Origin of the sequence: Micromonospora lupini (assembly GCF_026342015.1) — a bacterium.
GTDB classification, from domain to species: domain Bacteria; phylum Actinomycetota; class Actinomycetes; order Mycobacteriales; family Micromonosporaceae; genus Micromonospora; species Micromonospora lupini_B.
Window position 1 is genome coordinate 230,924 of record NZ_JAPENL010000001.1, and the last position, 23,394, is coordinate 254,317.

Consider the following 23,394-nt stretch of genomic DNA (forward strand, 5'->3'; position numbering starts at 1 on the left):
TCGGCCGAGCGGGCCGGCGGGGTCCCGCCCGTGCCACCGACGTCTCGCGACCGTGCCGTTCCCCGGCGCGTCGCCGGCGGCCGTCGCGCCGAGATGCTCGCGCCCTTCGTGCTTGTCGCGCCGGCCGTCCTGATCCTCGTGCTGTTGCGGCTGTACCCGCTGCTGCTCGGCGTCAACTTCTCCTTCACCGGCGACGGCGACCGCGACGGGGCGATGGTCGGCTTCGACAACTACGTCGACCTGTTGCAGGACCCGCTGTTCCAGGGCGCCCTGCGCAACGTGGGACTGCTGGTGCTGCTCCTGCCGGTGGCGGTGGCCATCCCGGGTCTGCTCGCCACCTTCATCTACCTGCGCGTCCCCGGCCACCGGTTCTACCGCAGCGTCTACTTCTTCCCGGCCGTGCTGTCGCCGGTCATCGTCGGCGCGATCTTCAACCTGTTGCTCTCGTTCGACGGCCCGGTCAACAGCATCCTCGGCGCGGTGGGCATCGGCCCGGTGGACTGGCTCGGTGACCCGGACGTCGCCATGTTCGCGGTCGTCGGCGTGCACGTGTGGGCGACCTTCGGCATGGCCCTGGTCGTGTTCCTCGCGGGCTTCGCGACCCTGGACTCCGCGCTGCTTGACGCCGCGCGGGTGGATGGCGCGTCCCTGACCCAGGTCATCTGGCACGTGATCATCCCCAGCCTCTCCCGCACCATCCAGTTCGTCTTCGTGACCACGATGATCGGGATGCTGACGTCCATGTTCGGCCTGCTCTACGTCATGACCAGTGGCGGCCCGGAGGGCTCGACGTACCTGCCGGAGTACTACATCTGGATCCAGCAGGGGCAGATGAACAGGCCGGCGCTCGCGTCGGCCGCGTCCACCGTCCTCTTCGTCATCATGCTCGTCGTCGGGCTGTTGCAACTCAAGCTGCTCCGACGAGCGGGGAGGGAAGACTGATGTCCCGCGTCCGACTGGGCAGATGGCTGCTCGTGATCCCGATGGGGCTCCTCGCGCTCGCGACGATCTACCCGCTGCTGTTCACGGCGAACGTCGCCATGAAGACCCGGCGGGAGTACATTCTCGACCGCTTCTCACTTGCGGACTCGCTGCGCTTCGAGAACATCACCACGGCGTGGACAAGCGTCGGCATGGGCCGCTACGCCGTCAACTCGGTCCTCGTGGTGGCCTGCTCGGTGTTCCTGCTGCTGCTGTTCGGATCGATGGCCGGCTTCGCGCTGAGCCAACTGCGATTCCGGGGCTCGAACGCGTTGTTCATCGGCTGCCTCGCGGCGCTCTTCATCCCCTTCCAGGTGATCATGGTGCCGCTGGCCCGGGTCATGGCGGACAGCGGCCTCGTCGACACGTACCCGGGGCTGATCCTCGCGTACGTCGCGCAGTTCCTGCCCTTCACGGTCTTCCTGATGACCAGCTACTACAAGACCATCCCGGCGGAGATCGTCGACGCGGCCCGGATCGACGGCAACACCGTGTACGGCGTCTACCGGCGGATCATGCTGCCGCTCGGTGCTCCGGCGCTGCTCTCGGTAGGCATCCTCAACACGCTGTTCTGCTGGAACGACGTGCTCATCTCGTTGCTGCTGATGCCGTCGGCCGACCACCGCACCCTCATGGTCGGGGTGACCTCGCTGCGGGGGCAGTACTCCGAGGACATTCCCACGTTCGCCTCCGGGGTGCTCATCGCCGCGATCCCCGTCCTGGCGGTCTACCTGTTCCTTCAGCGCCAGATCGCCGACGGCGTCGCCGCTGGTTCCACGAAAGGCTGACATGCGCATCACCGGGTATCGAACCCTCACCACGGTCCAGGAGTGGGGCCGGCCCGTCGGGGACGCCAACGGCGTGTTCCCCGACGGCGTCACGACGGTGCCGATCACCATCGTCGAGACCGACGCGGGGATCAGCGGCGTCGGCCTGGGACCGCACGTGGAGATCGAGAAGATCTTCCCGGCCATCGAGGGGGAAGATCCCCGCGCGGTGACCACCCTGTACGACCGGATGCTCCGGCACACCTTCAAGGCCGGTCACGGCGGCCCGGTGTTCGGGACGATCGGCGCCCTGGACACGGCACTGTGGGACATCAAGGCGCAGCTCGCCGGTGAGCCGCTCTGGCGGCTGCTCGGCGGACGGGACCGGCGCGTCCCCGCCTACGCGTCCGGGCTCGACATCGGTCTGACCGACGACGAGCTCGTCGCGGAGTACGAGGTCTACGCGGGGTTGGGCCTGCGTGCCGCGAAGCTCAAGGGCGGTCTCGACATCGAGCGGGATCGACACCGGCTCGGGTTGGTGCGGGACGTGCTGACCGAGGCGGGCCACGGCCGGCGGCCCGGTCTGATGCTCGACGTCAACGAGGCGTGGTCGCGCAAGCAGGCCGTCCGGCACGTGGCCGAGCTGGAACGCACCCTCGATCTGATCTGGATCGAGGAGCCGGTCCGCCGCTGGGACGCCGAGGGTCTGGCCGCGGTCGGCCGGGGCGTCCGAGCCTCGGTCGCCACCGGCGAGAACCTCACAGGCCTGGAGCAGTACCGCCCGCTGATCGGGGCGGGCGCTGTCGACATCGTCCAGATGGCCGCCGTCTGGGGCGTCACCCACTTCCTGCGGGTGGCGGCCCTGGCACATGCCCACGACCTGCCGGTCAGCCCCATCGGCAACATCCCCGTCGGGCTGCTGCACGCCGCCACCTCGGTGCCGAACCACCTGGTCAGCGAGCTACAGGATCTGCGGCCGCCCGCGGGCATCGGCCTCGACCTGCACGTCGAGGACGGCGCGTTCATCCTCGGCGACACGCCGGGCCTGGGCATCCAGATCGACGAGGTGGCGATCGCGGCGGCCGGACACCGAGCCGGCAGCCAGGCCGCGCACAGCCCGAACGTCCGACCGGAACGGGCGGGCAAACGCCTGCTGGCGGTGGCCGAGCACATGCCCACCGCCCCACCGGTCCGGGTCGACGCCCTGCTCGCCGACGCCGTCGCCGCGCAGAACGACGTGGCGCCCCTGCGGCACTGAGGCCGCCGACCGCTTCCACGACCGAAGGGAGGCAGAATGTCGTGCCTCTGGTACGCGGCGACGACTGGACCAGAATTCGTCGGATGATTACGGTGTCCGTGTCGTCGACACAAGGGAGGCAGGTCTGGCCGTCCTGGCACACGCCTCCGCACGCCTGCCGCCGTTCGGCTTCAGCTTCCCTGGTGAGCCAAGGACTGTGGACCTCGGGTGTGCCGGGCGGCAGTGCGCCCATGGTCGTGGGCACCGTACGAACCAACCACGTTGAGACGGAGCAGCAGTGAAGGCAGTTGTCTACCGGGGTGCGCGTGATCTCGGGATCGAGGATCGCGCCCCCGAACCGCCGGGCCCCGGCCAGGTGCGGATCGCGGTGGCGTACACCGGGATCTGCGGCACGGACCTGCACATCTTCCACGGCGACATGGACGCCCGGGTGGGCGCGTCGGCGGTGATCGGGCACGAGATGTCCGGCCGGGTCGCCGCGCTGGGCGACGGCGTCGACGGCCTGACCGTCGGGCAGCCCGTCACAGTGATGCCGACCCGCGCCTGCGGGCGGTGCGCGGCGTGCCGCCGCGGCAATTCGCACATCTGCCACGCCATGAACTTCCTCGGCATCGACTCGCCCGGTGCGATGCAGTCCTCGTGGACCGTGCCGGCCGAGTTGGTGCTTCCGCTCCCCGACGACCTGCCGTTGGACCACGCGGCGCTCGTCGAGCCGGTCGCGGTCGCGGTGCACGACGTCGGACGGGCGAAGGTGACGTCCGGAGACCACGTGGTCGTCGTCGGCGGCGGCCCGGTGGGCGTCCTCATCGCGGCCGTCGCCCAGGCGCGTGGGGCGGAGGTCCTGCTCGTCGAACCGGACGGCTTCCGGCGCGGGGTCGCGTCGGGGATCGGGATCGAGGCTGTGGACCCGGGTCCGACCGATGTGGTGGCCCTCGTCGACGAGCGGACCGGGGGCGCGGGCGCGGACGTCGCGTTCGAGGTGTCCGGTTCCGCCGCCGGGGTCGGCACGGCCGTGGACGTGCTGACCACCCGGGGTCGGCTGGTGATGGTGGCGATCCACCCGCAGCCGCGTCCGGTGAACCTGCACCGGTTCTTCTGGCGGGAGCTGGAGTTGCTGGGCGCGCGGTTGTACCAGCGCGAGGACGTGGTGGAGGCGATCCGGCTTGTCGCGGCGGGCGCCATTCCCGCCCAGGAGCTGATCTCCCGGGTGCTCCCCGTGGCCGGCGTCACGGACGCGTTCACGGCTCTGGAGGGTGGTGGCGGCGTCATGAAGGTGCTGCTCGACTGGCGGGAGGAGGGCCGATGAGCGCCCTGTTCGACCTGACGGGACGTACGGCGTTGGTGACCGGCGCCCGGCGCGGGATCGGCCTGGCGATGGCGGAGGCCCTGGCCGTGGCCGGCGCGGACGTCATCGGGGTGTCGGCACAGATGGAGTCCGAGGGCAGCGAGGTGCAGCGGCGGGTCGAGGCGGCCGGTCGCCGGTTCACAGGCATCCGCACGGACCTGGGTGACCGGGCCGCGGTCTACCGGTTGGCCGAGGAGGCCGCGGCGGTGGCGCCGGTGGACATCCTCGTGAACAACGGTGGCACGATCGCCAGGGCGCCTGCCGCCGAGCACCCGGACGAGATGTGGGACCGGGTGTTGCAGGTGAACCTGTCCAGCCAGTTCGTGTTGAGCCGGGAGATCGGTCGGCGGATGCTCGACCGCGGCCGGGGCAAGATCATCTTTACCGCCTCGCTGCTGAGCTTCCAGGGCGGCATCAACGTCGCCAGCTACACCGCGGCGAAGTCGGGCCTCGCCGGGCTGACCAGAGCCCTGTCCAACGAGTGGGCCGGTCGCGGGGTGAACGTCAACGCGATCGCGCCCGGGTACATCGCCACCGACAACACCCAGGCGCTCCGTGACGACGCCGCGCGCAACGACGCGATCCTGGGCCGGATCCCGGCCGGCCGCTGGGGACGCGCCGACGACCTGGCCGGCGCCACCGTGTTCCTGGCCGCCGCGGCCTCGGACTACGTGCACGGCACCGTCCTGCCCGTCGACGGCGGCTGGTTGGGCCGATGACGCAGACCTCGCCGGCCGGGCGCCCCGGCATCGTCGACGCCCACCACCATCTCTGGGTCCGTGCGCGACACCCGCAACCCTGGATCGACCCGGACACGATGGCGGCGATCGACAACGACTTCACCCCGGCGGACCTCGCCCCGGCAGCACGGGCCGCCGGCGTCACCGAGACCGTCGTCGTGCAGTCCATCGCCTCAGTGGCGGAGACGGAACACCTGCTCGGCATCGCGGCCGACGACCCGCTCATCAGCGGAGTCGTCGGCTGGGTCAACCTCACCGCAGACGACATCGACGAGCGCCTCGACCGGCTCCGGGCGGCACGCGGCGGGGAGCGGCTGGTAAGCATCCGGCACCTCGTCCAGTCCGAACCCGACCCGGCGTACCTCGACCGACGCGACGTCCGGCGGGGCATCGCGGCGGTCGGCGCGGCCGGCCTCGCCTACGACCTGCTGGTCCGCGACCACCAGCTGCCGGCGGCCACCCGGCTCGCCCGCGACCTGCCCGAGGTGTCGTTCGTCCTGGACCACCTCGGCAAACCGGCGCTCGGCACGGGGGGCCTCGGCGACTGGCCGACCCACCTGCGGGCGCTCGCCGCGGAACCGAACGTCACCGCGAAGCTCTCCGGGCTGGTGACCGAGGTGGACGGATCATCCTGGACGGCCGACGACCTGCGGCCGGCCGTCGACCACGCGCTCGCCGTGTTCGGCCCGGACCGGCTCATGTTCGGCTCGGACTGGCCGGTGTGCCTGCTCGCCAGCTCCTACACCAGGTGGGTCGCCGTGCTCGCCGACCTGGTGCAACGACTCGGTGACGAGGAGCAGGCGGCGATCTGGCGGGAAACCGCCCTCCGTGCCTACCGGTTGGAGGCGTCATGACGAGCCGGGCGCTGCCCCACCGGCCGGCGGTCCGCCTCACCGCGCTGGGCTTCGGCGCCGCCCAGGGCGGCAACCTGTACCGGGGGACGTCGGACGACGAGTTCGCCGCCGCCGTCGACGCCGCCTGGGCCGCCGGCATCAGGTACTTCGACACCGCGCCGCACTACGGCCTCGGCCTGTCCGAGCGGCGGTTGGGCGACGCGCTGCGGTCCCGGCCGCGCGACGAGTACGTGGTGTCGACGAAGGTCGGGCGGCTGCTCGTACCCTCGCCGGAGACCGCGGGGGAGCGCGACTCGGAGGGCTTCGACGTGCCGGCCGACAAGCGGCGGGTCTGGGACTTCAGCCGCGACGGCGTACGCCGGTCGTTGGAGGCCAGCCTGGAACGCACCGGCCTGGACCGCGTGGACGTGGTGTACCTGCACGACCCGGACGAGCACTGGGAGCAGGCGGCGACCGAGGCGGTGCCCGCGCTTGTGGAACTGCGCGACCAGGGCGTCATCGGCGCGATCGGGGCCGGCATGAACCAGTCGGCGATGCTGGCCCGGTTCGTCGAGCAGACCGACATCGACGTGGTCATGTGCGCCGGCCGCTACACACTCCTCGAACAGGGCGCGCTCGACGACCTGCTGCCCGCCGCGCAGGCCCGTGGGGTCGGCGTGGTGATCGCCGGCGTCTACAACTCGGGTCTGCTGGCCCGCGACCAGCCGCCGGCGGACGCGGTCTACAACTACCAGCAGGCGCCGCCGGAGCTGATCGAGCGGGCCCGGCGGATCGCCGCGGTCTGTCAGGCGTACGGCGTCACGCTGCCGCAGGCGGCACTGGCGTTCGTCCGCCGGCATCCGACAGTGGTCTCGACAGTTGTCGGCCTGCGCGACGCCGCCCAGGTGACCGAGACCCTGCGCCGGTCGGACGTGAAGGTGCCGGAGCAGCTCTGGGCGGCGCTGCGCGATGCCGGGCTGCTCGGCGGGTGACGGCACACAGCTGAACGCGGTGCGCCGGCCACCCGATCCTCAGATCGGGTGGCCGGCGCCTTTGCGGAGCTACGGCCTGATCGTTAGACCGCGGTGAACCGCCACTGCTGGTTGGTGGCGCTGTGGCAGCCCCACTGCAACAGTCGGGCCCCGTCGGCGGTCGAGGCGCCGTTGACATCGAGGCAGAGCCCGCTGAGCGCGCTCTTGACCGTGTAGACACCCGTGGTGCCGGTCGCCGTCACGGTGAACTTCTGCTGGTTGGAGTTGGTGCAGGTGCTGTGTTGCAGGAAGGCGCCCTGTGCGGTGGATCCGCCGGTGACGTCGAGGCACTTACCGCTGTGCACCGCCTTGAGGTAGACGGCGCCGTTGCCGGCGTCCACCGCCTGCCACTTCTGGTTGTTGCCGCCGGTGGCCGCCCACTGCACGACCTGGGCGCCGTCGGCGGTGGAGTTGCCGCTGACGTCCATCAGCTTGCCGCTGTGCTGCGCCGCGACGGTCCAGGTCCGGCCGGCGATTCCGCCGCCGGAGCTGGGGACCCCCACGCCGTTGCCCCCGAAGGTGAACGAGTCGAGGTCGAACCAGTTGGACGACGAGCCCTTGAACACCATGTAGAGCGTGTGCGTCCCGGACAGGGCCGCCACGGACACCGCCGACGTGGACTGGTAGTTGTCCCAGCCGCCGGTGCTGGGCACCGTCGTGGTGGCCAGCAGGGTGCCGGTAGGCGAGTCGGCCCGCAGCTCGATGGAACCCCCACCGCTCGGTGACGACAGCCGGTAGCTGACGTTGCTGATGCCCGACAGGCTCATCGGGTTGAACGCCACCCAGTCGTTGTTGGAGATGTCACCGACGCGCTTGCCACTCTCCGCGGCGGTCTGGTCGACGACCCGGATGCCGGACTGGCTGCTGAAGTACTCGGCCTGCTTGTGCTTGGGCTGCAGGATCGCCGTCGCGTAGCCGGTCAGCGGCGCCGCGCCACCCGAGCCACCGTCGTCGGTGTAGCGGGCGTTGAGCACGTAGTACAGGTTCGCGCCCTCGGGGTGCCCGCCGAGCAGGTCGGTGGAGATGGTGCCCGAGCATCCCGGGTACTCAGTGGTCTCGTGCGCGTGGTCGTCGTGACCGAGAGCCGGGTTGACGAGCACCTTCGAGCAGTCGATTGCCGCGCCGCCGGGGTCGGAGACACTTACCGTGTACGACACCTTGTCGCCGAAGTTCAGCATGCCGCCGTTGGGCGGCACGTTGATGGTGACGACCGGGGCGGTGTTGCCGACGGTGATCTGCACGTTGGCGAAGCCGGTCTTGCCGGTGTTGTCGGTGACCTTCAGCTGCGCCGTGTAGTTGCCGTTGGTGGTGTAGGTGTGCGACGGGTTCGCTGCCGTGGACGTGTCACCGTCACCGAAGGTCCACTGGTAGCTGAGGGTGTTTCCGGCGTCCGGGTCCGCAGTGCCGGCGCTGCTGAACTGGACGGTCAGCGGGGAGCTGCCGCTGGTGGGCGTGCCGACGGCCTTCGCGATCGGTGAGCGTCCACCCTGGATGTAGTCGATGCGGTAGAGCCCGGAGTCGTTGTTGCCGCCGCCGAAGTTGGAGCCCCACTCCAGCAGGTAGAGCGAGCCGTCCGGGCCGAACTCCATGTCCATCGGCTTGTTGAAGTTGCCGCCGGGCATGAACGAGTTGGTCCGCGTGACAGCCGTCGACGAGTCGAAGTGCGTCTCCTTGATGAAGTTGCGCGACCACTCGTAGAAGAAGTGCACGCCGTCGTAGTAGGCTGGGAACTTCGTCGCCGACGGGTTCGCCGCGTTGTAGCGGTAGACCGGCCCACCCATCGGCGCCGACCCGCCGGAGCCCAGCTCCGGGAAGGTCGTCGAGGCGGGGTAGCCGTACCAGATGTTGGGCGCGACGATCGGCTTGAGGTTGACCAGGCCGGTGTTGTTGGGCGAGTTGTTGACCGGGGCGCTGCAGTTGAACTTCGACCCGACGACGCCGGTGTCCGGGTTGAACGGCGCGTACGGCTGGTTGTTGCCGTGGCAGAAGGGCCAGCCGTAGTTGCCGGCCGCCTTGATCACGTTGAGCTCGACGAGCCCCTCGGGACCCCTGTTGGTCGTCGGCGGGTTGCGGTCGGGGCCGTAGTCGGCCAGGTAGACCCAGCCGGTGGACGCGTCGATCGAGAATCGGAACGGGTTGCGGAAGCCCATCGCGTAGACCTCGGGTCGGGTCTGCGCGGTGCCCTGGGGGTAGAGGTTGCCCGTCGGGATGGTGTAGCCACCGGTGGCCGAGGGCGTGATGCGCAGCAGCTTGCCGCGCAGGTCGTTGGTGTTGCCGGCGGATCGGGCGGCGTCCAGGTTGGCCTTGCCCGACCGCCAGTCCAGCGGGGCGTAGCCCTGCCAGTTGGGGTCGAGGTTGGGCGGGGTGTCGTCGCCGGTGCCGATGTAGAGGTTGCCGTCCGGACCGAACTCGATGTAGCCGCCGGTGTGGCCGGGCTCGGCGAAGGTCCGGTCCCGGTACGCCGGGATGTCGATGATCCGGGCCTCGCTGGCCAGGTTCAGGGTGTCACCGGTGAGCGTGTAGCGGGAGACCCGGTTGACGTCGGTCGTGCTGCTCGCCGGCGAATGATAGACGTACACGTATCCGTTGCTGGCGAATGCCGGGTCTATCGCGACGCCGGTGAGGCCGTCCTCACCGCCGGTGTAGACGCTCAGCGTGGCGGCGGTGACGGTGCTGTTCGTGCTCGGCTTGAAGATCTTGACCTGTCCGCCGCGCTGGACGTAGAGCACGCGGCCGTCCGGCAGCACGGCCAGCGCCATCGGGTCGGCGGTGTTGTCGTCCAGGGTGCGCTTCTCGAAGTTGCTCCAGACGGTGCCGCCACAGTCGCCGGGCTGGTTGCCGGCGGCCCACTTGACGCCGCCGAGGACGTGGTTGCGGAAGTACGTCTCGCTGTAGGACTCGATCGCGTGGCCCATCGCGGTGGCCCACACCCGGCCGCCGCCGGCGTTACGGCACCACGAGATCGGGTGGTCCGGACCCATCGCCCGGGAGCCCGGGTTGTACGTGCGCTCGTCGGCGGTCACCAGGACGTGGACGTTGCCGCGCGGGTTGGAGTCGAAGTTGTACCACTCCTCGCTGCGGTTCCAGCGGTCCGGCAGGCCGACAGTCGACGGGTGCTGCTTGTCGGCGACGATGGCGGTGCCGGCGAGAACGCCTGGGGAGTGCTCGGGCATGTGGGCGCCGCCGTTGATGGTCTGGTCCCACCACGGGTACTCGGACTCGATGCCCATGTCGGTGGCGTTGTGCACACCGACGATGCCCTTGCCGCTGGCGAGGTAGCCCTCCACGGCCTGGCGTTGGGCGGCCGAGGTCCACACCATGCCGGAGGTCTGGAACATGATGATGACGTCGAAGGTGGCGAGGTTGGAGGGCGTGAAGACACTCGCGTCCTCGGTCGCCACAAGCTCGAAGTTGTTCGCGGCCGCCTGCTGCTGGAACATCGAGATTCCGGCGGCGATCGAGTCGTGCCGGTAGCCGGCGGTCTTGGTGAACAACAGGGCGCGGAAGGCCGGGGCGGCCGAGGCCGGCGGGGCCAGGCCGAGGGCCACTAACAGGCCGACGATCATTCCTATGATCATGGTGGGGCGACGCATGCCGTCTCCTAGGTCTGGGCGGGCAACTCCGTTTGCGAGCACGGGTCCGGCACGCGCCAGGTTGTGCCTGGGCGCGTGTGGGCCACGAATGTGCTGGTCGCGGTCGTCGTGCCGTCCGCCGAAACGGCAGTCAGCCCCGCAGGACGTCACACAGCGTGACGTGGGCTGTGTGTGCGTCCCTGGTCTGCGAGGTCAGGATGGGCTATCCAGTGATCGGTGTCAATGTAACGTCGAGCGTCTGATGTTACCCCCGAGTAGGAGTGGTCGGGTCTGACCCGCCTGGGCCGACAGTCGGGCCGATCGAGTGCCGGGCCTGGCAGTCGCCGCAGATCGAGGATTGCGGACGCGCATCCAAACATCTATCTTCATACGTGTGATGTTTCCTCGATGTCAAGGAAATGTTTGCACCATAAAAACGCAAGTTCTGCAGAGAGCTACGAAAGTGCGTCGCTCAGCGCGTCGAACGGCCTACCGACCGACGTATGGATCTCTTCGATGACTACTATGTGTAAGGGCTATCGGGATGGCAGATCCACCACCGGCACCGTTGCTGGCCCTGCGGGGCATCGGCAAGTCCTTTCTCGGTGTGCGCGTCCTCGACGGGGTCGACCTCGACGTGGCGCCGGGCGAGGTCCACGCGGTCGTCGGTGAGAACGGCGCCGGGAAGTCGACGCTCATGAAGATCGTCTCGGGTGGGTACGCCCCGGACGAGGGCACCGTCGAGTTCGCCGGCCGACCGCGCGTCTTCCAGGGCCCCCGCGACGCGCAGCGGGCCGGCGTCGGCATCATCCACCAGGAGTTCAACCTGCTGCCCGAGCGCACCGTCGCGGAGAACGTCTATCTGGGCCACGAGCCGGTCCGGCGCGGGCTGGTCGACCGCCGCGAGATGCTCGACCGCACCCGGCGTCTGCTGGCCTCGATCGGGGAGACCGCGCTGCCGGCCGACTCCCGCGTGGGGCGGCTCGGCGTCGCCCAGCAACAGGTCGTCGAGATCGCCAAGGCGCTCGCCCTGGACGCGCGGCTGCTCATCATGGACGAGCCGACCGCGGCGCTTGCGGACCAGGAGGTCGAGCTGCTCTACGGGCTGGTACGCCGCCTGCAGGAACGCGGCATCGGCCTGCTGTACGTCTCGCACCGGCTCACCGAGGTCTTCGACCTGTCCACCCGGATCACGGTCCTCAAGGACGGCCGCCGGGTGACCACTGTGAACACCGCGCAGACCACCGCCGACGAGCTGGTGCGGCACATGGTCGGCCGCGAGCTGTCCAGCTACTACCCGCAGCGGGCCGGTCCCGACGATCGCGGGCCGGTGCGCCTCACCGTCCGCGGCGGGGGCAACCGGAAGCTGCGCGGAGTGGACCTCGAGTTGCGCGCCGGCGAGGTGCTCGGCGTCGGCGGCCTGCAGGGTTCCGGACGGTCGGCGCTGGCCCGTGCGCTCTTCGGAGTCGCCCCGTTCACGACCGGCGACGTCGAGCTCGACGGCGAACCGGTGCGGCTGCGCTCACCGCGCGCCGCCATGCGGGCGGGCATCGCGTACGTCACCGAGGACCGCAAGGGTGAGGGCATCGTGGCCCGGCAGTCGGTGCTCGACAACGCGCTGCTCGCCAGCCGGGCCGTGTTCGCGGCGCGGTCCGGTCGCGCCGCCCGCACCGCGCGGGTGCGTGAACTGCTCGACGCCGTCGAGGTCCGTGCCGCAGGCGACGACCAGGAGATCCGTTTCCTCTCCGGCGGCAACCAGCAGAAGGTCGTCCTGGCCCGCTGGCTCGCGCTGACACCACGGATCCTGCTCTTCGACGAGCCGACCCGGGGTATCGACGTGGGCGCGAAGTCGGCCATCCACGATCTCGTCCGCCGCCTGGCGACCGACGGCGCGGCCGTTCTGATGATCTCGTCGGAGTTGCCGGAGCTGCTCGGCATGAGCGACCGCATCGTCGTCCTGCGCGACGGCCGGATCGCGGGCGAGCTGCCCGCCGGCGCGACCGAGGAGGATGTCGTCGCCCTCGCGGTCGGCACCGTCCGGGAGGCCGCCGCGTGAGCGCGAGGAGTGAGCCGGCTTTGCGAGCCCCGCAGTCGCGAACGAAAGGCGGTTCAGCGTGAGCGCGAGGAGTGAGCCGGGTTTGCGAGCCCCGCAGTCGCGAATGGAGTTGGTCCGGTGAGCGCCCTGTCGCTTCGTCCGGCCCGACACGCCGTACCGGGTGTGTTCGTGGCCCTGGCCCTCACCCTGGTCATCGGCTGGCTTGTCGTCCTGCTCGACGGCGGGCAGCTCTTCAACCAGTCGACGACTGTGAGTCTGCTGCACGTCGCCGCCGGCCTCGGGCTCGTCGCCGTCGGGCAGACCCTGGTCATCCTCGGCGGTTCGCTCGACCTCTCCGTGGCGTTCGTGATCAGTCTGAGCACGCTCGTGGCGGCCGAGGCGATGAACGGCAGCGACGGCGCGATGCTCCCGGCGATCGGGCTCGCGCTCGCGGTCAGCGCCGCCGTCGGGCTGCTCAACGGGGTGCTGGTCACCAAGGTGCGGATCAACGCGTTCATCGCGACCCTCGGCGTCGGGTTGCTGCTCAAGGGCTACCTCGACAACGGCTACGACGGCCCGGCCGGCGAGAGCGCACCGGCTCTCGTACGTACGCTCGGATATCAGCGGGTCGGTCCGGTCCCGGTGTCCTTCGTGCTGCTGCTCGCCGTGACCGCGGCGGCCTGGTTCGCGCTGTCGCGGACCCGCTTCGGCCACCACCTGGTGGCCGTCGGCGGCGATCCGGAGGTCGCCCGGCTCTCCGGCGTCCGCAACGACCGGGTCCTCATCACCGCCCACGTGCTGTGCTCCCTCTGCGCCGGTCTGGCCGGTGTCTACCTGGCCAGTCGACTCGGCTCCGGTGCCCCACGGGTGGGCACCGAGGGGCTCTACGACCTGGAGTCGATCGCCGCGGTGGTGCTCGGCGGCACCGCTCTCGCGGGCGGGCGTGGGGGAGTCCTCGGCACGGTCGGCGGCGTGCTGCTGCTCGCCAGCATCGACGCGGTCTTCAACCAGCTCGAGGTGGACGCGTTCTTCAAGCAGGTGATCCGCGGCGTGATCATCATCGCCGCCGTCGCCGTCTACGCCCGACGGGCCATGCGAAAGGCGGGGTCCTGACCATGCGGGTCGCTGAACGTCGTCCGCTGCCGCTGCGGATCCGTACCGACGGGATCGCGCCGATCGTCGCGCTCCTGGTGGTGCTGCTGATCCTTGTCGCGTTCGTCCAGCCCGACTTCCTCGCGCCGTCGTCGCTGATGTCGTTCCTCGGGCGGTCGGCGCCGATCATCCTGCTCGCCGCCGGTCAGTACTTCGTGATCGTCTGCGGAGAGTTCGACCTCTCCGTCGGCTCGCTGGTCACGGCGCAGGTCGTCGTCGCGGCCCGGCTCATCGACAGCGACCCGTCGCGCACCTGGCCGGTGGTCGTGCTGCTGCTCGCCGGCGGCGCGCTCGTCGGGTTGGTCAACGGCCTGGTGACCACGGTGCTGCGGGTGCCGTCCTTCATCACCACTCTCGGCATGTTCCTGATCCTCGTCGGCGCCGTGTACCTGTGGTCCGACGGCGCTCCCAAGGGCGGGCTCTCCGAGGAGTTCCGCCGCTTCGGCCGACGCGCCATCGAGGACGTGCCGCTGCTGGGCCGGATCCCGTACGCGCTGCTCGTCCTGGTGGTCGTCGCCGCGGTCGCCGTCGTACTGACGCGCTCCGACTTCGGTCGCACACTTGTCGCCGTCGGCGACAATCCGCGCACCGCCGAGCTGAGCGGCGTACGGGTCGTGCGTACCAAGACGATCGCGTTCATGCTCAGCGGTCTCGCGGCGGCGGTCGCGGCGATCCTCCTGGGCGGGTACAGCGGCGTGTCGTTCCAGGCCGGCGTCGGCCTGGAGTTCGGGGCGATCACCGCGGTCGTGCTCGGTGGGGTCGCCCTCGGCGGCGGTCGCGGCTCGGTCGTCGGGGCGATGCTCGGTGCGCTGACCCTCGAGACGCTCTTCGCGCTCATGAACTTCACAGGCGTCTCCGGCGCTCTCAGATCCACCGTCCAGGGCGTGATCATCCTGCTCGCCGTGGCGGTCTCGTCCCTGCGTTCCTCCTCCTCCCGATAAAGGTGATTCGATGAGACGATCCATGACCGCTCTGGCCGCGGTGAGTGTCCTGGTGCTGGCGGGGTGCGCCACCGACGAGCCGACCGCGTCCCCCTCCGGCACCGCCTCCGCGGCGGCCGGGTCGGGGACCGGTGAGCAGTCCAAGTTCTTCGTGCAGGCCGACTACGACAACGAGCTGGCGCTGCTCGACGCCGCACCGACGGGCCCGGCCGACAAGCCGTGGGAGCAGGTGCTCAACCCGAAGATGGTGGACACCGCGAAGTACAGGAAGCCCGGCAAGCACAAGATCTGCTTCTCCAACGCGGCGCTGAACAACCCCTGGCGGCAGGTCGGGTTCAAGACCATGCAGGCCGAGGTCGAGGCGCAGCGGAGCCGGATCAGCGAGTTCGTGCACGTCGACGCCGAGGGCAAGGACCAGAAGCAGATCGCCGACATCAACGATCTGCTCGGCAAGAAGTGCGACGCCCTCATCGTCTCGCCGAACACCACAGCCACGCTCACCCCGGCGGTCGAGGCGGCCTGCCAGGCGGGCCTTCCGGTGGTCGTCTTCGACCGGGGGGTCAACACCACCTGTCCGGTGACCTTCATCAACCCGGTGGGCGGCTACGGCTTCGGCCACGTGGGCGCGGAGTTCGTCAGCCAGAAGATGAAGCCCGGCGGCAAGGTGCTGGCCCTGCGCATCCTGCCCGGCGTCGACGTGCTGGAGACCCGCTGGTCGGCCGCGAAGATCGCCCTGGACAAGGCGAAGGTCAACGTCGTCGGGGTCGAGTTCACCGACGGTGACCCGGCCAAGACCAAGAAGATCGTGAACGACTACATCCAGCGGTACGGCACGATCGACGGGGTCTGGATGGACGCCGGAGCGGTCGCCGTGGCGGCGGTCGAGGCGTTCCAGGACGCCGGCAAACCCGTACCGCCGATGAACGGTGAGGACCAGCTCGACTTCCTGAAGCTGTGGAAGGACAAGAAGCTCACCGCCATCGCGCCGACGTATCCGACGTACCAGTGGCGGACGCCGATCATCGCCGCGCTGAGCATCCTCGACGGCACCCAGGTGTCCAACCCGTGGAAGCTGCCGCAGCCGACGATCACCCAGGACAACCTGGACCAGTACCTCGACGCCAGCATGCCGCCGCTGCACTACGCGATGTGTGGCTGCACCGACCTGCCGGGCTACCCCCAGCGCTGGAAGTAGGTTTGCGGTGTACGCCATCGGCGTCAACCCCTGGGTGTGGGCCTCGCCCGTCGACGACGAGGCCCTCGCCGAGCTGATCCCGCGGATCGCCTCGTTCGGGTTCGACGCGGTCGAACTGCCGATCGAGCAGCCCGGCGACTGGGACCCGGCGCGCACCAGGGACCTGCTGGCCGCGCACGGTCTCGTCGCGGTCGGTGTCTGCGCTGTCACCCCGCCCGGGCGGGACCTGGTGGACGCGGCGCCGGCCGTCGTCGAGTCGACAGTCGCGTACCTCATGGGGTGTGTGGCGAGCGCGGCGGCCGTGGGCGCGCCGTGCGTCGGCGGGCCGGTGTACGCCGCGGTGGGCCGCACCTGGCGGATGTCGCCGGCGGAGCGTGCGGCCTGCTACGCCGACTTTCGGCGGGCCTTGACGCCGGTGGCCGAGCGGGCCGGCGAGTGCGGTGTGAGCATCGGTGTCGAGGCGTTGAACCGCTACGAGACGAGCGTGGTCAACACCATCGAGCAGACGGTCGACCTGATCGACGGCCTGCCCGCGAACGTCGGCATCATGATCGACACCTATCACATGAACATCGAGGAGTCCGATCCCTACGCCGCGCTCGCGCTTGCCGGCCCGCACATCAAGCACGTCCAGGTCAGCGGCACCGACCGCGGCGCCCCAGGCGCGGATCACTTCGACTGGCCCCGCTTCTTCACCGTCCTGCGGGGCACCGGCTACCAGGGTGCGGTCTGCATCGAGTCGTTCACGGCCGACAACGCGACGATCGCCACCGCGGCGTCGATCTGGCGTCCCCTGGCCGCCTCGCAGGACCGCCTCGCCATCGACGGCCTGCACCACCTGCGCAAGGTCGTCGCCTGACCCGGCGACGGCTCGCCCGTGGTGTTAGCGCTAACGCCCATCCGCCCCCGAACCCGCCTCGCTGAGGCGTTTCCCCCACCACCCCCGTCACCCCAGGAGACCGTCCCATGTCCGTCCCATCAACCATCTCCGTGGCACGCCGGCTTCTCGCCGGCGCCGCCGCGGCGGCGGTGACCGCTCTGGTCGCCGTGACCGCCTCGGCGTCTCCGGCCCTCGCGGCCACCACCACCCTCTATGCGTCCCCCAACGGCACGGGCACCACCTGCACCTCCGCCCAGCCCTGCTCGTTGACGGCGGCGCAGACCGCCGTGCGGTCGCTCAACAGCACGATGTCCGGCGACATCGTCGTGGAGTTGGCCGACGGCGTGTACCGGCTCGCGGCGCCGTTCCGGCTCACCGCCGCCGACTCCGGTAACAACGGCTACCAGGTGATCTGGCGGGCTGCGGCCTCGGCCCGACCGACGATCAGCGGCGCCCGGGCGGTCACCGGGTGGTCCCTCGTCGACTCCGGCAAGAACATCTGGCGGGCCAGCGTCCCGGCCGGGATCGACAGCCGCCAGCTCTACGTCAACGGCGCCATCGCCACCCGGGCGCGCACGGCGGTGAACAGGTCCGACTTCACGTTCACCACGTCGGGCATGCGGTTCAGCAACAGCGCGCTGAGCTACCTCAACAACGTCGGCAACCAGAACCGGGTCGAGGTGGAGAGCGTCGGCTCGTTCACCGACAGGTACTCGCCTGTGCAGAGCATCAGCGGCAACTTCCTGACCATGCAGCAGCCGGCCTGGAACAACAACACGTTCGGCTTCGACACCCTGTCCCGCCCCCACCGGGCCGGCCCGTTCTACCTGGCCAATGCGTACGAGTTCCTCGACTCGCCGGGGGAGTGGTATCTCAACCCCGGCAGCGGTCAGCTCAACTACATCCCCCTCTCCGGGCAGAACATGAGCAGCGTCAGCGTGGAGCTGCCGCAGCTGCAGTCCCTGGTCAACGTCGGCGGCACGTACGACGCGCCGGCGCACCACATCTCGTTCAGCGGGATCACCTTCACCGGCACCAGCTGGCTCGGCCCGAGCGGCAGCAACGGTTTCGCCGACCAGCAGACCGGCGCGCACATCGTCGGCACCTGGGCCCGTCCGTCCGACGCGTTGACCTCCTGCCAGGAGGGCTGCCCGCTGTTCGAGGCCACCCGCCCGAGCTGGGCCCAGATGCCGGCCGCCGTGCAGGTCTCCGCCGCCAACACCATCGCCTTCAGTGACTCCCAGTTCGTCAACCTGGGGCAGACGGCCATCGGTATCGGCAACGACGCCAACGCCCACGCCAGCGGCGTCGGCCTGGGCGTCAACAACATCACCGTCACCCGCTCCGAGATCGCCCGCAACTCGGCCGGCGGCGTCGTGGTCGGCGGCGTGCGCGCCGACGCCCACCACCCCAGCGACCAGCGGATGGTCAACCGGAACGTCACGATCAGCAACAACCGGGTGCACGATCTCGGTCTGGAGTACCGCGGCGTGGTCTCGATCCTGACCACCTACGTGAACACCTCGCTGGTCTCGCACAACGAGGTGTACAACATGCCGTACACCGGCATGTCGGTCGGCTACGGCTGGGGCGCCAACGACGCCGGCGGTAGCCAGCACTACGCGAACCGGGGCCTGTACAACTACCAGCCCCGCTACTCGACGGCGACCACCGCCGCCAACAACCAGGTCATCGGCAACTACGTGCACGACGTCATGCAGCAGATGACCGACGGCGGGTGCATCTACACGCTGTCGGCGAACCCGGGCGGGTTGATCTCCGAGAACTACTGCCTGCGGACCAACGGCTGGTTCGGGCTCTACTTCGACGAGGGCTCGCGCTACTACACCGCCCGTAACAACGTGTTCTCCTCCGTCGGCACCTGGGCCACCGCCAACTACTACTACGCCGAGAACATGGGCAACTTCACGGTCACCAACAACTGGTCGACCAGCAGCGGCACGAACGTGACGAACGGCGACCGCGGCAACGTCGTCAACAGCAACGTCACGGTCTCGAACGGCAACTGGCCGTCCGGCGCGCAAACGGTCATCAGCTCCGCAGGCGTGCAGAGCGGCGGCAGCACCAATCCGCAGAACGTGCAGCTCGTCGGCGTCCAGTCGGGTCGCTGCGCCGAGATCGGCAACTCCAGCACCACAAACGGCACGCAGGCCCAGATCTGGGACTGCATCAGTGGCGCCGCCAACCAGCGGTGGACCCAGACCGCGAGTCGGCAGCTGATGGTGTACGGCACCAAGTGCCTGGACGCCTCCGGTCAGGGCACGGCCAACGGCACGGCCGTGGTGATCTGGGACTGCAACGGCCAGGCCAACCAGCAGTGGAACGTCAACGCCAACGGCACGATCACGGGCGCGCAGTCGGGCCTCTGCCTGGACGCCAACGGCGCCGGGACGGCGAACGGCACGAAGCTCATCCTCTGGGCGTGCAACGGCGGCACCAACCAGCAGTGGCAGTTGCGCAGCTGAGATCTGGTTCGCCCCGGCCGGCCGCACCCCGGCCGGGGCGACCCGGCAGCGGGCCCCCGACCTGGCGGGCCCACCGGCTGCTGCCGGTCATCGACCAGCGGCTGTGTTAACGCTAACCCGAACAGGTCACCAACCAGCAGTGGCACAGCAACCGCCACCGGTCGATCTTCGCCTCCCACTGACGAGGTGGTACCGGGGCGGAGGTCAACTCGGGTGGTACGAGTGGGACGCGGTGGTCCTTCTCGCAGTTCCAGCGATCCTGCTCGGCGACCGCGACACCGTCGCGCCGACGTCCGAGCGTCGACGCGCGGTGGCCTGTTGACGGCTCGCCGGCAGGGGCGGTTTCCGGTCACGCGACCGGATGCCGCCCCTGTGTTCGTACGGAGACAGTGCGTCGATACATGGAAGTAGTTGAATTCGACGTAACGGCTCCGTAATATGACCGGCGTCCGCTGTTAACGCTAACAGTGGGCTCGTAGACACCATGACGCCCGCCTCATCCGGGCCGCTGTCCCCGGTGGACGGCATCACGAAGGGATGCTCCCGCATGAAGCGAAACGTCCGAGCCCGGTACTGGGGGCGGGCGGCGGCGGCCGGGCTGCTCGTGGCCGCCGCCCTCGTGGGCCTGCGCGCCCCCGGTGCACAGGCGCTGGAGAACGGCGTCGCCCGGACACCCCCGATGGGGTGGAACAGCTGGAACTCGTTCGGCTGCAACATCAACGAGGGGCTGATCCGGCAGACTGCCGATGCGATGGTCAGCAACGGCATGCGCGATCTGGGCTACCAGTACGTCGTGGTCGACGACTGCTGGTTCAACCCGAACCGCGACAGCTCCGGCAACCTCCAGGGCGACCCCACCCGTTTCCCCAGCGGGATGAAGGCGCTCGGTGACTACCTGCACGCCCGAGGGCTGAAGTTCGGCCTCTACCAGGTGCCTGTCGACAAGACCTGCGCCCAGTACTTCAACAGCTACCCGGGCGCGACCGGCAGCCAGGGCCACGAAGCACAGGACGCCAGGCAGTTCGCCGCGTGGGGCGTCGACTACCTGAAGTACGACTGGTGCTCCCCGAACGGCAGCATCAACGATCAGGTCACCACGTTCGCCAAGATGCGTGACGCGCTGGCCGCGAGCGGCCGGCAGATCGTCTACAGCATCAACCCCAACAGCATCCACGCGAAGACCGGTCCGCAGCGCAACTGGGGCGACGTGGCCAACATCTGGCGGACCACCGAGGACATCACCAACGCGTGGGACACCGGGCAGACCAACGGCTACCCGATGGGCATCCAGAACATCATCAACGTCACCGTCCCCCTGGCGCCCTACGCGCGACCGGGTTCGTTCACCGACCCGGACATGATGGAGGTCGGCCGGGGCGGCATGAACGACACCGAGATGCGCAGCCACTTCGCGATGTGGGCAGTCATGGCGTCGCCGCTGATCGCCGGCAACGACGTGCGCAACATGAACTCCGCGACGCAGACAATTCTCAAGAACGCCAACCTGGTCGCGATCAACCAGGACTCGCTCGGGCTGCAGGGCACGCAGGTCTCGTTCGACGGCACCCGTCGGGTGCTCGCCAAGCGGCTGGCCAACGGTGACGTCGCCGTCGCCCTGTTCAACCAGGGTGGCTCCACGACGACGATCTCCACCACTGCCGCCGCCGTCGGCAAGTCCGGCAGCTCGTTCACACTTGTGGAGGCCTGGAGCAACGCCACCACCACCAGCACCGGCGCCATCTCGGCAAGCGTCCCGGCGCACGGCACGGTGGTGTACCGGGTCAGCGGCGGCGACACCACCACCCCGCCGCCCACCACCACCCCGCCTCCGAGCACGTCCTTCGCGCTCGCCAGCGTGGCCTCGAACCGCTGCCTGGACGTCCCGCAGAGCAACACCACCAACGGCACCCAGCCGGTCATCTGGGACTGCAACGGGGCCGCCAACCAGCGCTGGACGGCCAACGGGCAGACCCTCCAGTCGCTCGGCAAGTGCCTGGACGCGCCCACCAACGCCGCGGCGGGCAGCAAGGTCCAGATCTGGGACTGCAACGGCGGGGCCAACCAGCGGTGGACCATCAACACCAACGGCACGATCAGCGGGGCGCAGTCCGGCCTCTGCCTCGACGTCAACAACAACGCGACCGCCAACGGCACCACGGTGATCCTCTGGTCCTGCACGGGGGCCACCAACCAGCGCTGGACCCAGCGCTAGCGGCAGTAGTGAAGGTCCGGGCCGGGGCGACGTCGCCCCGGCCCGGACCTGTGTCGTCTCGGCCGGATCGAGGCCCGCCGGGCCGTCGACCGAGTTCGCTGGACCGGGCGCGGGCCCGCGCGTCAGGTCGTGGGCGCAGCCGGCGGCCGGAGGTGACCGCCGGTCACCTTCGTGGGGGGCGGATGCGGTGCTGAGCGGTATACCTCGGAGTCATATTCATACCTCTGAGGTATACCGCTCACCGGCGCATCGACACGGCGGGCAGCCACAGCGGATGGCCACCGCCCGTCGCCGCAGCCCAGCCCCGTCTTGAGGTGGGACTCGTCGGGAACCGCGGGTCCAGGTGCTGCTGGCCCGGGGGCTGCCCGACGACTCCCCGCCGGCGGCACGTTCCACGGTGATCGACGGCCGAGATGGACGGCACCCCCGGGGCGCGCGGTACGTCCGCGACGCCCCGGGGGTGCCGGGGTGGTGAGCTGAGAGGGGACGGGTCAGCTCGCGGTGCAGGTCGGGGTGCCGGACGGGCTGGAGCCGGTGCCCTGGAAGCCGAACTCGGTGCTGGCTCCCGCGCCGACCTGGCCGTTGTAGTCGACGTTGCGGAAGTCCACGGTGCCCGACGAGCCGCTGGCCTGCGCGCTCCAGGTGTTGGTGACGGCGGTGCCCGAGGGCAGCGTGACCCGGACCGTCCAGCCCCGCAGGGCCGTCGACCCGGCGGTGACCTTGACGGTGGCGACGAAGCCGCCGTTCCAGGAGTTCAGCGACACCGAGGCCGTGCACCCGTCACCGGTCGGTGGCGGGGTGGTCGGCGGCGGGGTCGTGGGCGGCGGGGTGGTGGGCGGCGGCGTCGTCGGCGGAGGGGTCGTCGGCGGCGCGGTGGTCGGAATGGGCGTTCCGGAGTTCAGGGCGTTGAGGACGGAGGTGTACGCCGCCTTCTTGTTGCCCGAGCGGTCGAACAGCAGCGGATTGTCGTTACCGCGCCAGGAGTCGCTGTCCCGCACACCCCACACGGTGATGCCTGTGCAGCGGGAGATGGCCATGCAGGCCCGGGTGACCTGGGCGTAGGCGTTGGCCTGGTTGGAGCCCTGGGTGATGTCCAGCTCGGTGATCTGCACGTCGACGCCGAGGTCGGCGAAGCGCTGCAGGTTGGCCTGGTAGTCGCCGGGCACCGAGGTGCCCAGGTGGGACTGGAAGCCGACGCAGTCGATCGGCACGCCGCGGGACTTGAAGTCGCGCACCATGTTGTAGATGCCCGTGGACTTCGCGTTGATCCCGTCGGTGTTGTAGTCGTTGTAGCAGAGCTTCGCGCCCGGGTCGGCGGCGCGGGCGGCGCGGAACGCCGCCTCGATCCAGTCGTTGCCGGTGCGCTGCAGGTTCGAGTCGCGCCGTCCCCCGCTGCCACCGTCGGCGAACGCCTCGTTCACCACGTCCCAGGCGTAGATCTTGCCCCGGAAGTGGGTGGCGACCTGCGTGACGTGGTTGATCGCGGCGTTGCGCAGCGCGGTGCCGGACATGCCCTGCGCCCAGCCCGGCTGCTGCTGGTACCACAGCAGCGTGTGACCGCGGACCAGCATGCCGTGCGACTGGGCGTGGGCGACGATCTGGTCGCCACCGGAGTAGGTGAACCGGCCCTGCTGCGGCTCGGTGGCGTCCCACTTCATCTCGTTCTCGGGAGTGAGCTGGTTGAACTCCCGGTTCACGATGCCTGCGAACTGACTGTCCGACAGCTTGAAGGCGGGTACCGCGGCGCCGTAGTAGCGGCCCTTCTCGGCCGCCGAGGCGCCCAGGGTGGTGCCGGCGTTGGCGGCCGAGGTCATCGCCACCGTCGCGGCGACGGCCGCGAGGGTGGCCGCGATCGGCACCAGCGCCCGACGGCCCCGGAACCGGGGTCGTGGAGCGTCTTCGTCGGGGATCTTGTCCATGGGGTTCTGCCTTTCGAGATGGTGGCGGCCGGAGTCGGGGGATCGGC

Annotated in this window: 16 protein-coding genes; 14 read left to right on the forward strand and 2 right to left on the reverse strand. The window is 69.9% G+C overall.

Annotated features, from left to right (window positions below):
* Positions 1–30 precede the first annotated feature (30 nt).
* The 7 genes from OOJ91_RS00995 to OOJ91_RS01025 all read left to right on the forward strand — a co-directional run bounded on the left by OOJ91_RS00995 (position 31) and on the right by OOJ91_RS01025 (position 6,916).
* Positions 31–942: a carbohydrate ABC transporter permease gene (locus OOJ91_RS00995; RefSeq protein WP_266241406.1), complete on the forward strand. Its 912-nt coding sequence runs from the start codon at positions 31–33 to the stop codon at positions 940–942.
* Entirely contained in the window at positions 942–1,769 is an 828-nt protein-coding gene (locus tag OOJ91_RS01000; RefSeq protein ID WP_266241407.1) for a carbohydrate ABC transporter permease, read from the forward strand. Before OOJ91_RS00995 ends, OOJ91_RS01000 begins: the two co-directional genes overlap by 1 nt.
* Position 1,770: 1 nt before the next feature.
* The gene (locus OOJ91_RS01005; RefSeq protein WP_266241408.1) at positions 1,771–3,006 is read left to right on the forward strand and encodes a mandelate racemase/muconate lactonizing enzyme family protein; all 1,236 of its coding nucleotides are present in this window, start codon (positions 1,771–1,773) and stop codon (positions 3,004–3,006) included.
* A 277-nt stretch (positions 3,007–3,283) separates the two neighbouring features.
* Positions 3,284–4,312 (forward strand): zinc-dependent alcohol dehydrogenase, encoded by a 1,029-nt coding sequence (locus OOJ91_RS01010; protein ID WP_266241409.1) that lies wholly within the window; start codon positions 3,284–3,286, stop codon positions 4,310–4,312.
* Positions 4,309–5,070, forward strand: coding sequence for an SDR family NAD(P)-dependent oxidoreductase (locus OOJ91_RS01015; RefSeq protein ID WP_266241410.1), 762 nt, complete (start codon positions 4,309–4,311; stop codon positions 5,068–5,070). The genes OOJ91_RS01010 and OOJ91_RS01015 overlap by 4 nt, the downstream gene beginning before the upstream one ends.
* Positions 5,067–5,945 (forward strand): amidohydrolase family protein, encoded by an 879-nt coding sequence (locus OOJ91_RS01020; protein WP_266241412.1) that lies wholly within the window; start codon positions 5,067–5,069, stop codon positions 5,943–5,945. The genes OOJ91_RS01015 and OOJ91_RS01020 overlap by 4 nt, the downstream gene beginning before the upstream one ends.
* Positions 5,942–6,916, forward strand: coding sequence for an aldo/keto reductase (locus tag OOJ91_RS01025; RefSeq protein WP_266241413.1), 975 nt, complete (start codon positions 5,942–5,944; stop codon positions 6,914–6,916). Before OOJ91_RS01020 ends, OOJ91_RS01025 begins: the two co-directional genes overlap by 4 nt.
* An 83-nt stretch (positions 6,917–6,999) precedes the next feature.
* Here OOJ91_RS01025 and OOJ91_RS01030 read toward each other — a convergent pair whose 3' ends face one another.
* Entirely contained in the window at positions 7,000–10,521 is a 3,522-nt protein-coding gene (locus tag OOJ91_RS01030; RefSeq protein ID WP_266241415.1) for a ThuA domain-containing protein, read from the reverse strand.
* Between the two features lie 550 nt (positions 10,522–11,071).
* On the opposite strand from OOJ91_RS01030, the gene OOJ91_RS01035 reads away from it, so the two are divergent.
* The 7 genes from OOJ91_RS01035 (at position 11,072) to OOJ91_RS01065 (ending at position 21,428) form a co-directional block, all read left to right on the forward strand.
* A complete protein-coding gene (locus OOJ91_RS01035; protein WP_266241416.1) occupies positions 11,072–12,583 on the forward strand; it encodes a sugar ABC transporter ATP-binding protein in 1,512 nt (503 codons plus the stop codon).
* 117 nt (positions 12,584–12,700) lie between these two features.
* Positions 12,701–13,675, forward strand: a complete 975-nt coding sequence (locus OOJ91_RS01040) for an ABC transporter permease (RefSeq protein ID WP_266241417.1) — start codon at positions 12,701–12,703, stop codon at positions 13,673–13,675.
* Positions 13,676–13,677: 2 nt separating this feature from the next.
* Complete coding sequence (locus tag OOJ91_RS01045) at positions 13,678–14,655, forward strand: ABC transporter permease (protein WP_266241418.1); 978 nt, start codon at positions 13,678–13,680, stop codon at positions 14,653–14,655.
* A gap of 10 nt (positions 14,656–14,665) precedes the next feature.
* Entirely contained in the window at positions 14,666–15,850 is a 1,185-nt protein-coding gene (locus OOJ91_RS01050; protein WP_266241419.1) for a substrate-binding domain-containing protein, read from the forward strand.
* A gap of 7 nt (positions 15,851–15,857) precedes the next feature.
* A complete protein-coding gene (locus OOJ91_RS01055) occupies positions 15,858–16,709 on the forward strand; it encodes a sugar phosphate isomerase/epimerase family protein (RefSeq protein WP_266241420.1) in 852 nt (283 codons plus the stop codon).
* 107 nt (positions 16,710–16,816) lie between these two features.
* Complete coding sequence (locus tag OOJ91_RS01060) at positions 16,817–19,216, forward strand: RICIN domain-containing protein (RefSeq protein ID WP_266241421.1); 2,400 nt, start codon at positions 16,817–16,819, stop codon at positions 19,214–19,216.
* A gap of 547 nt (positions 19,217–19,763) precedes the next feature.
* The gene (locus OOJ91_RS01065; RefSeq protein ID WP_266241423.1) at positions 19,764–21,428 is read left to right on the forward strand and encodes a glycoside hydrolase family 27 protein; all 1,665 of its coding nucleotides are present in this window, start codon (positions 19,764–19,766) and stop codon (positions 21,426–21,428) included.
* Positions 21,429–21,919: 491 nt separating this feature from the next.
* On the opposite strand, the gene OOJ91_RS01070 is transcribed toward OOJ91_RS01065, so the two are convergent.
* Complete coding sequence (locus OOJ91_RS01070) at positions 21,920–23,347, reverse strand: endo-1,4-beta-xylanase (protein ID WP_266241424.1); 1,428 nt, start codon at positions 23,345–23,347, stop codon at positions 21,920–21,922.
* Positions 23,348–23,394 lie beyond the last annotated feature (47 nt).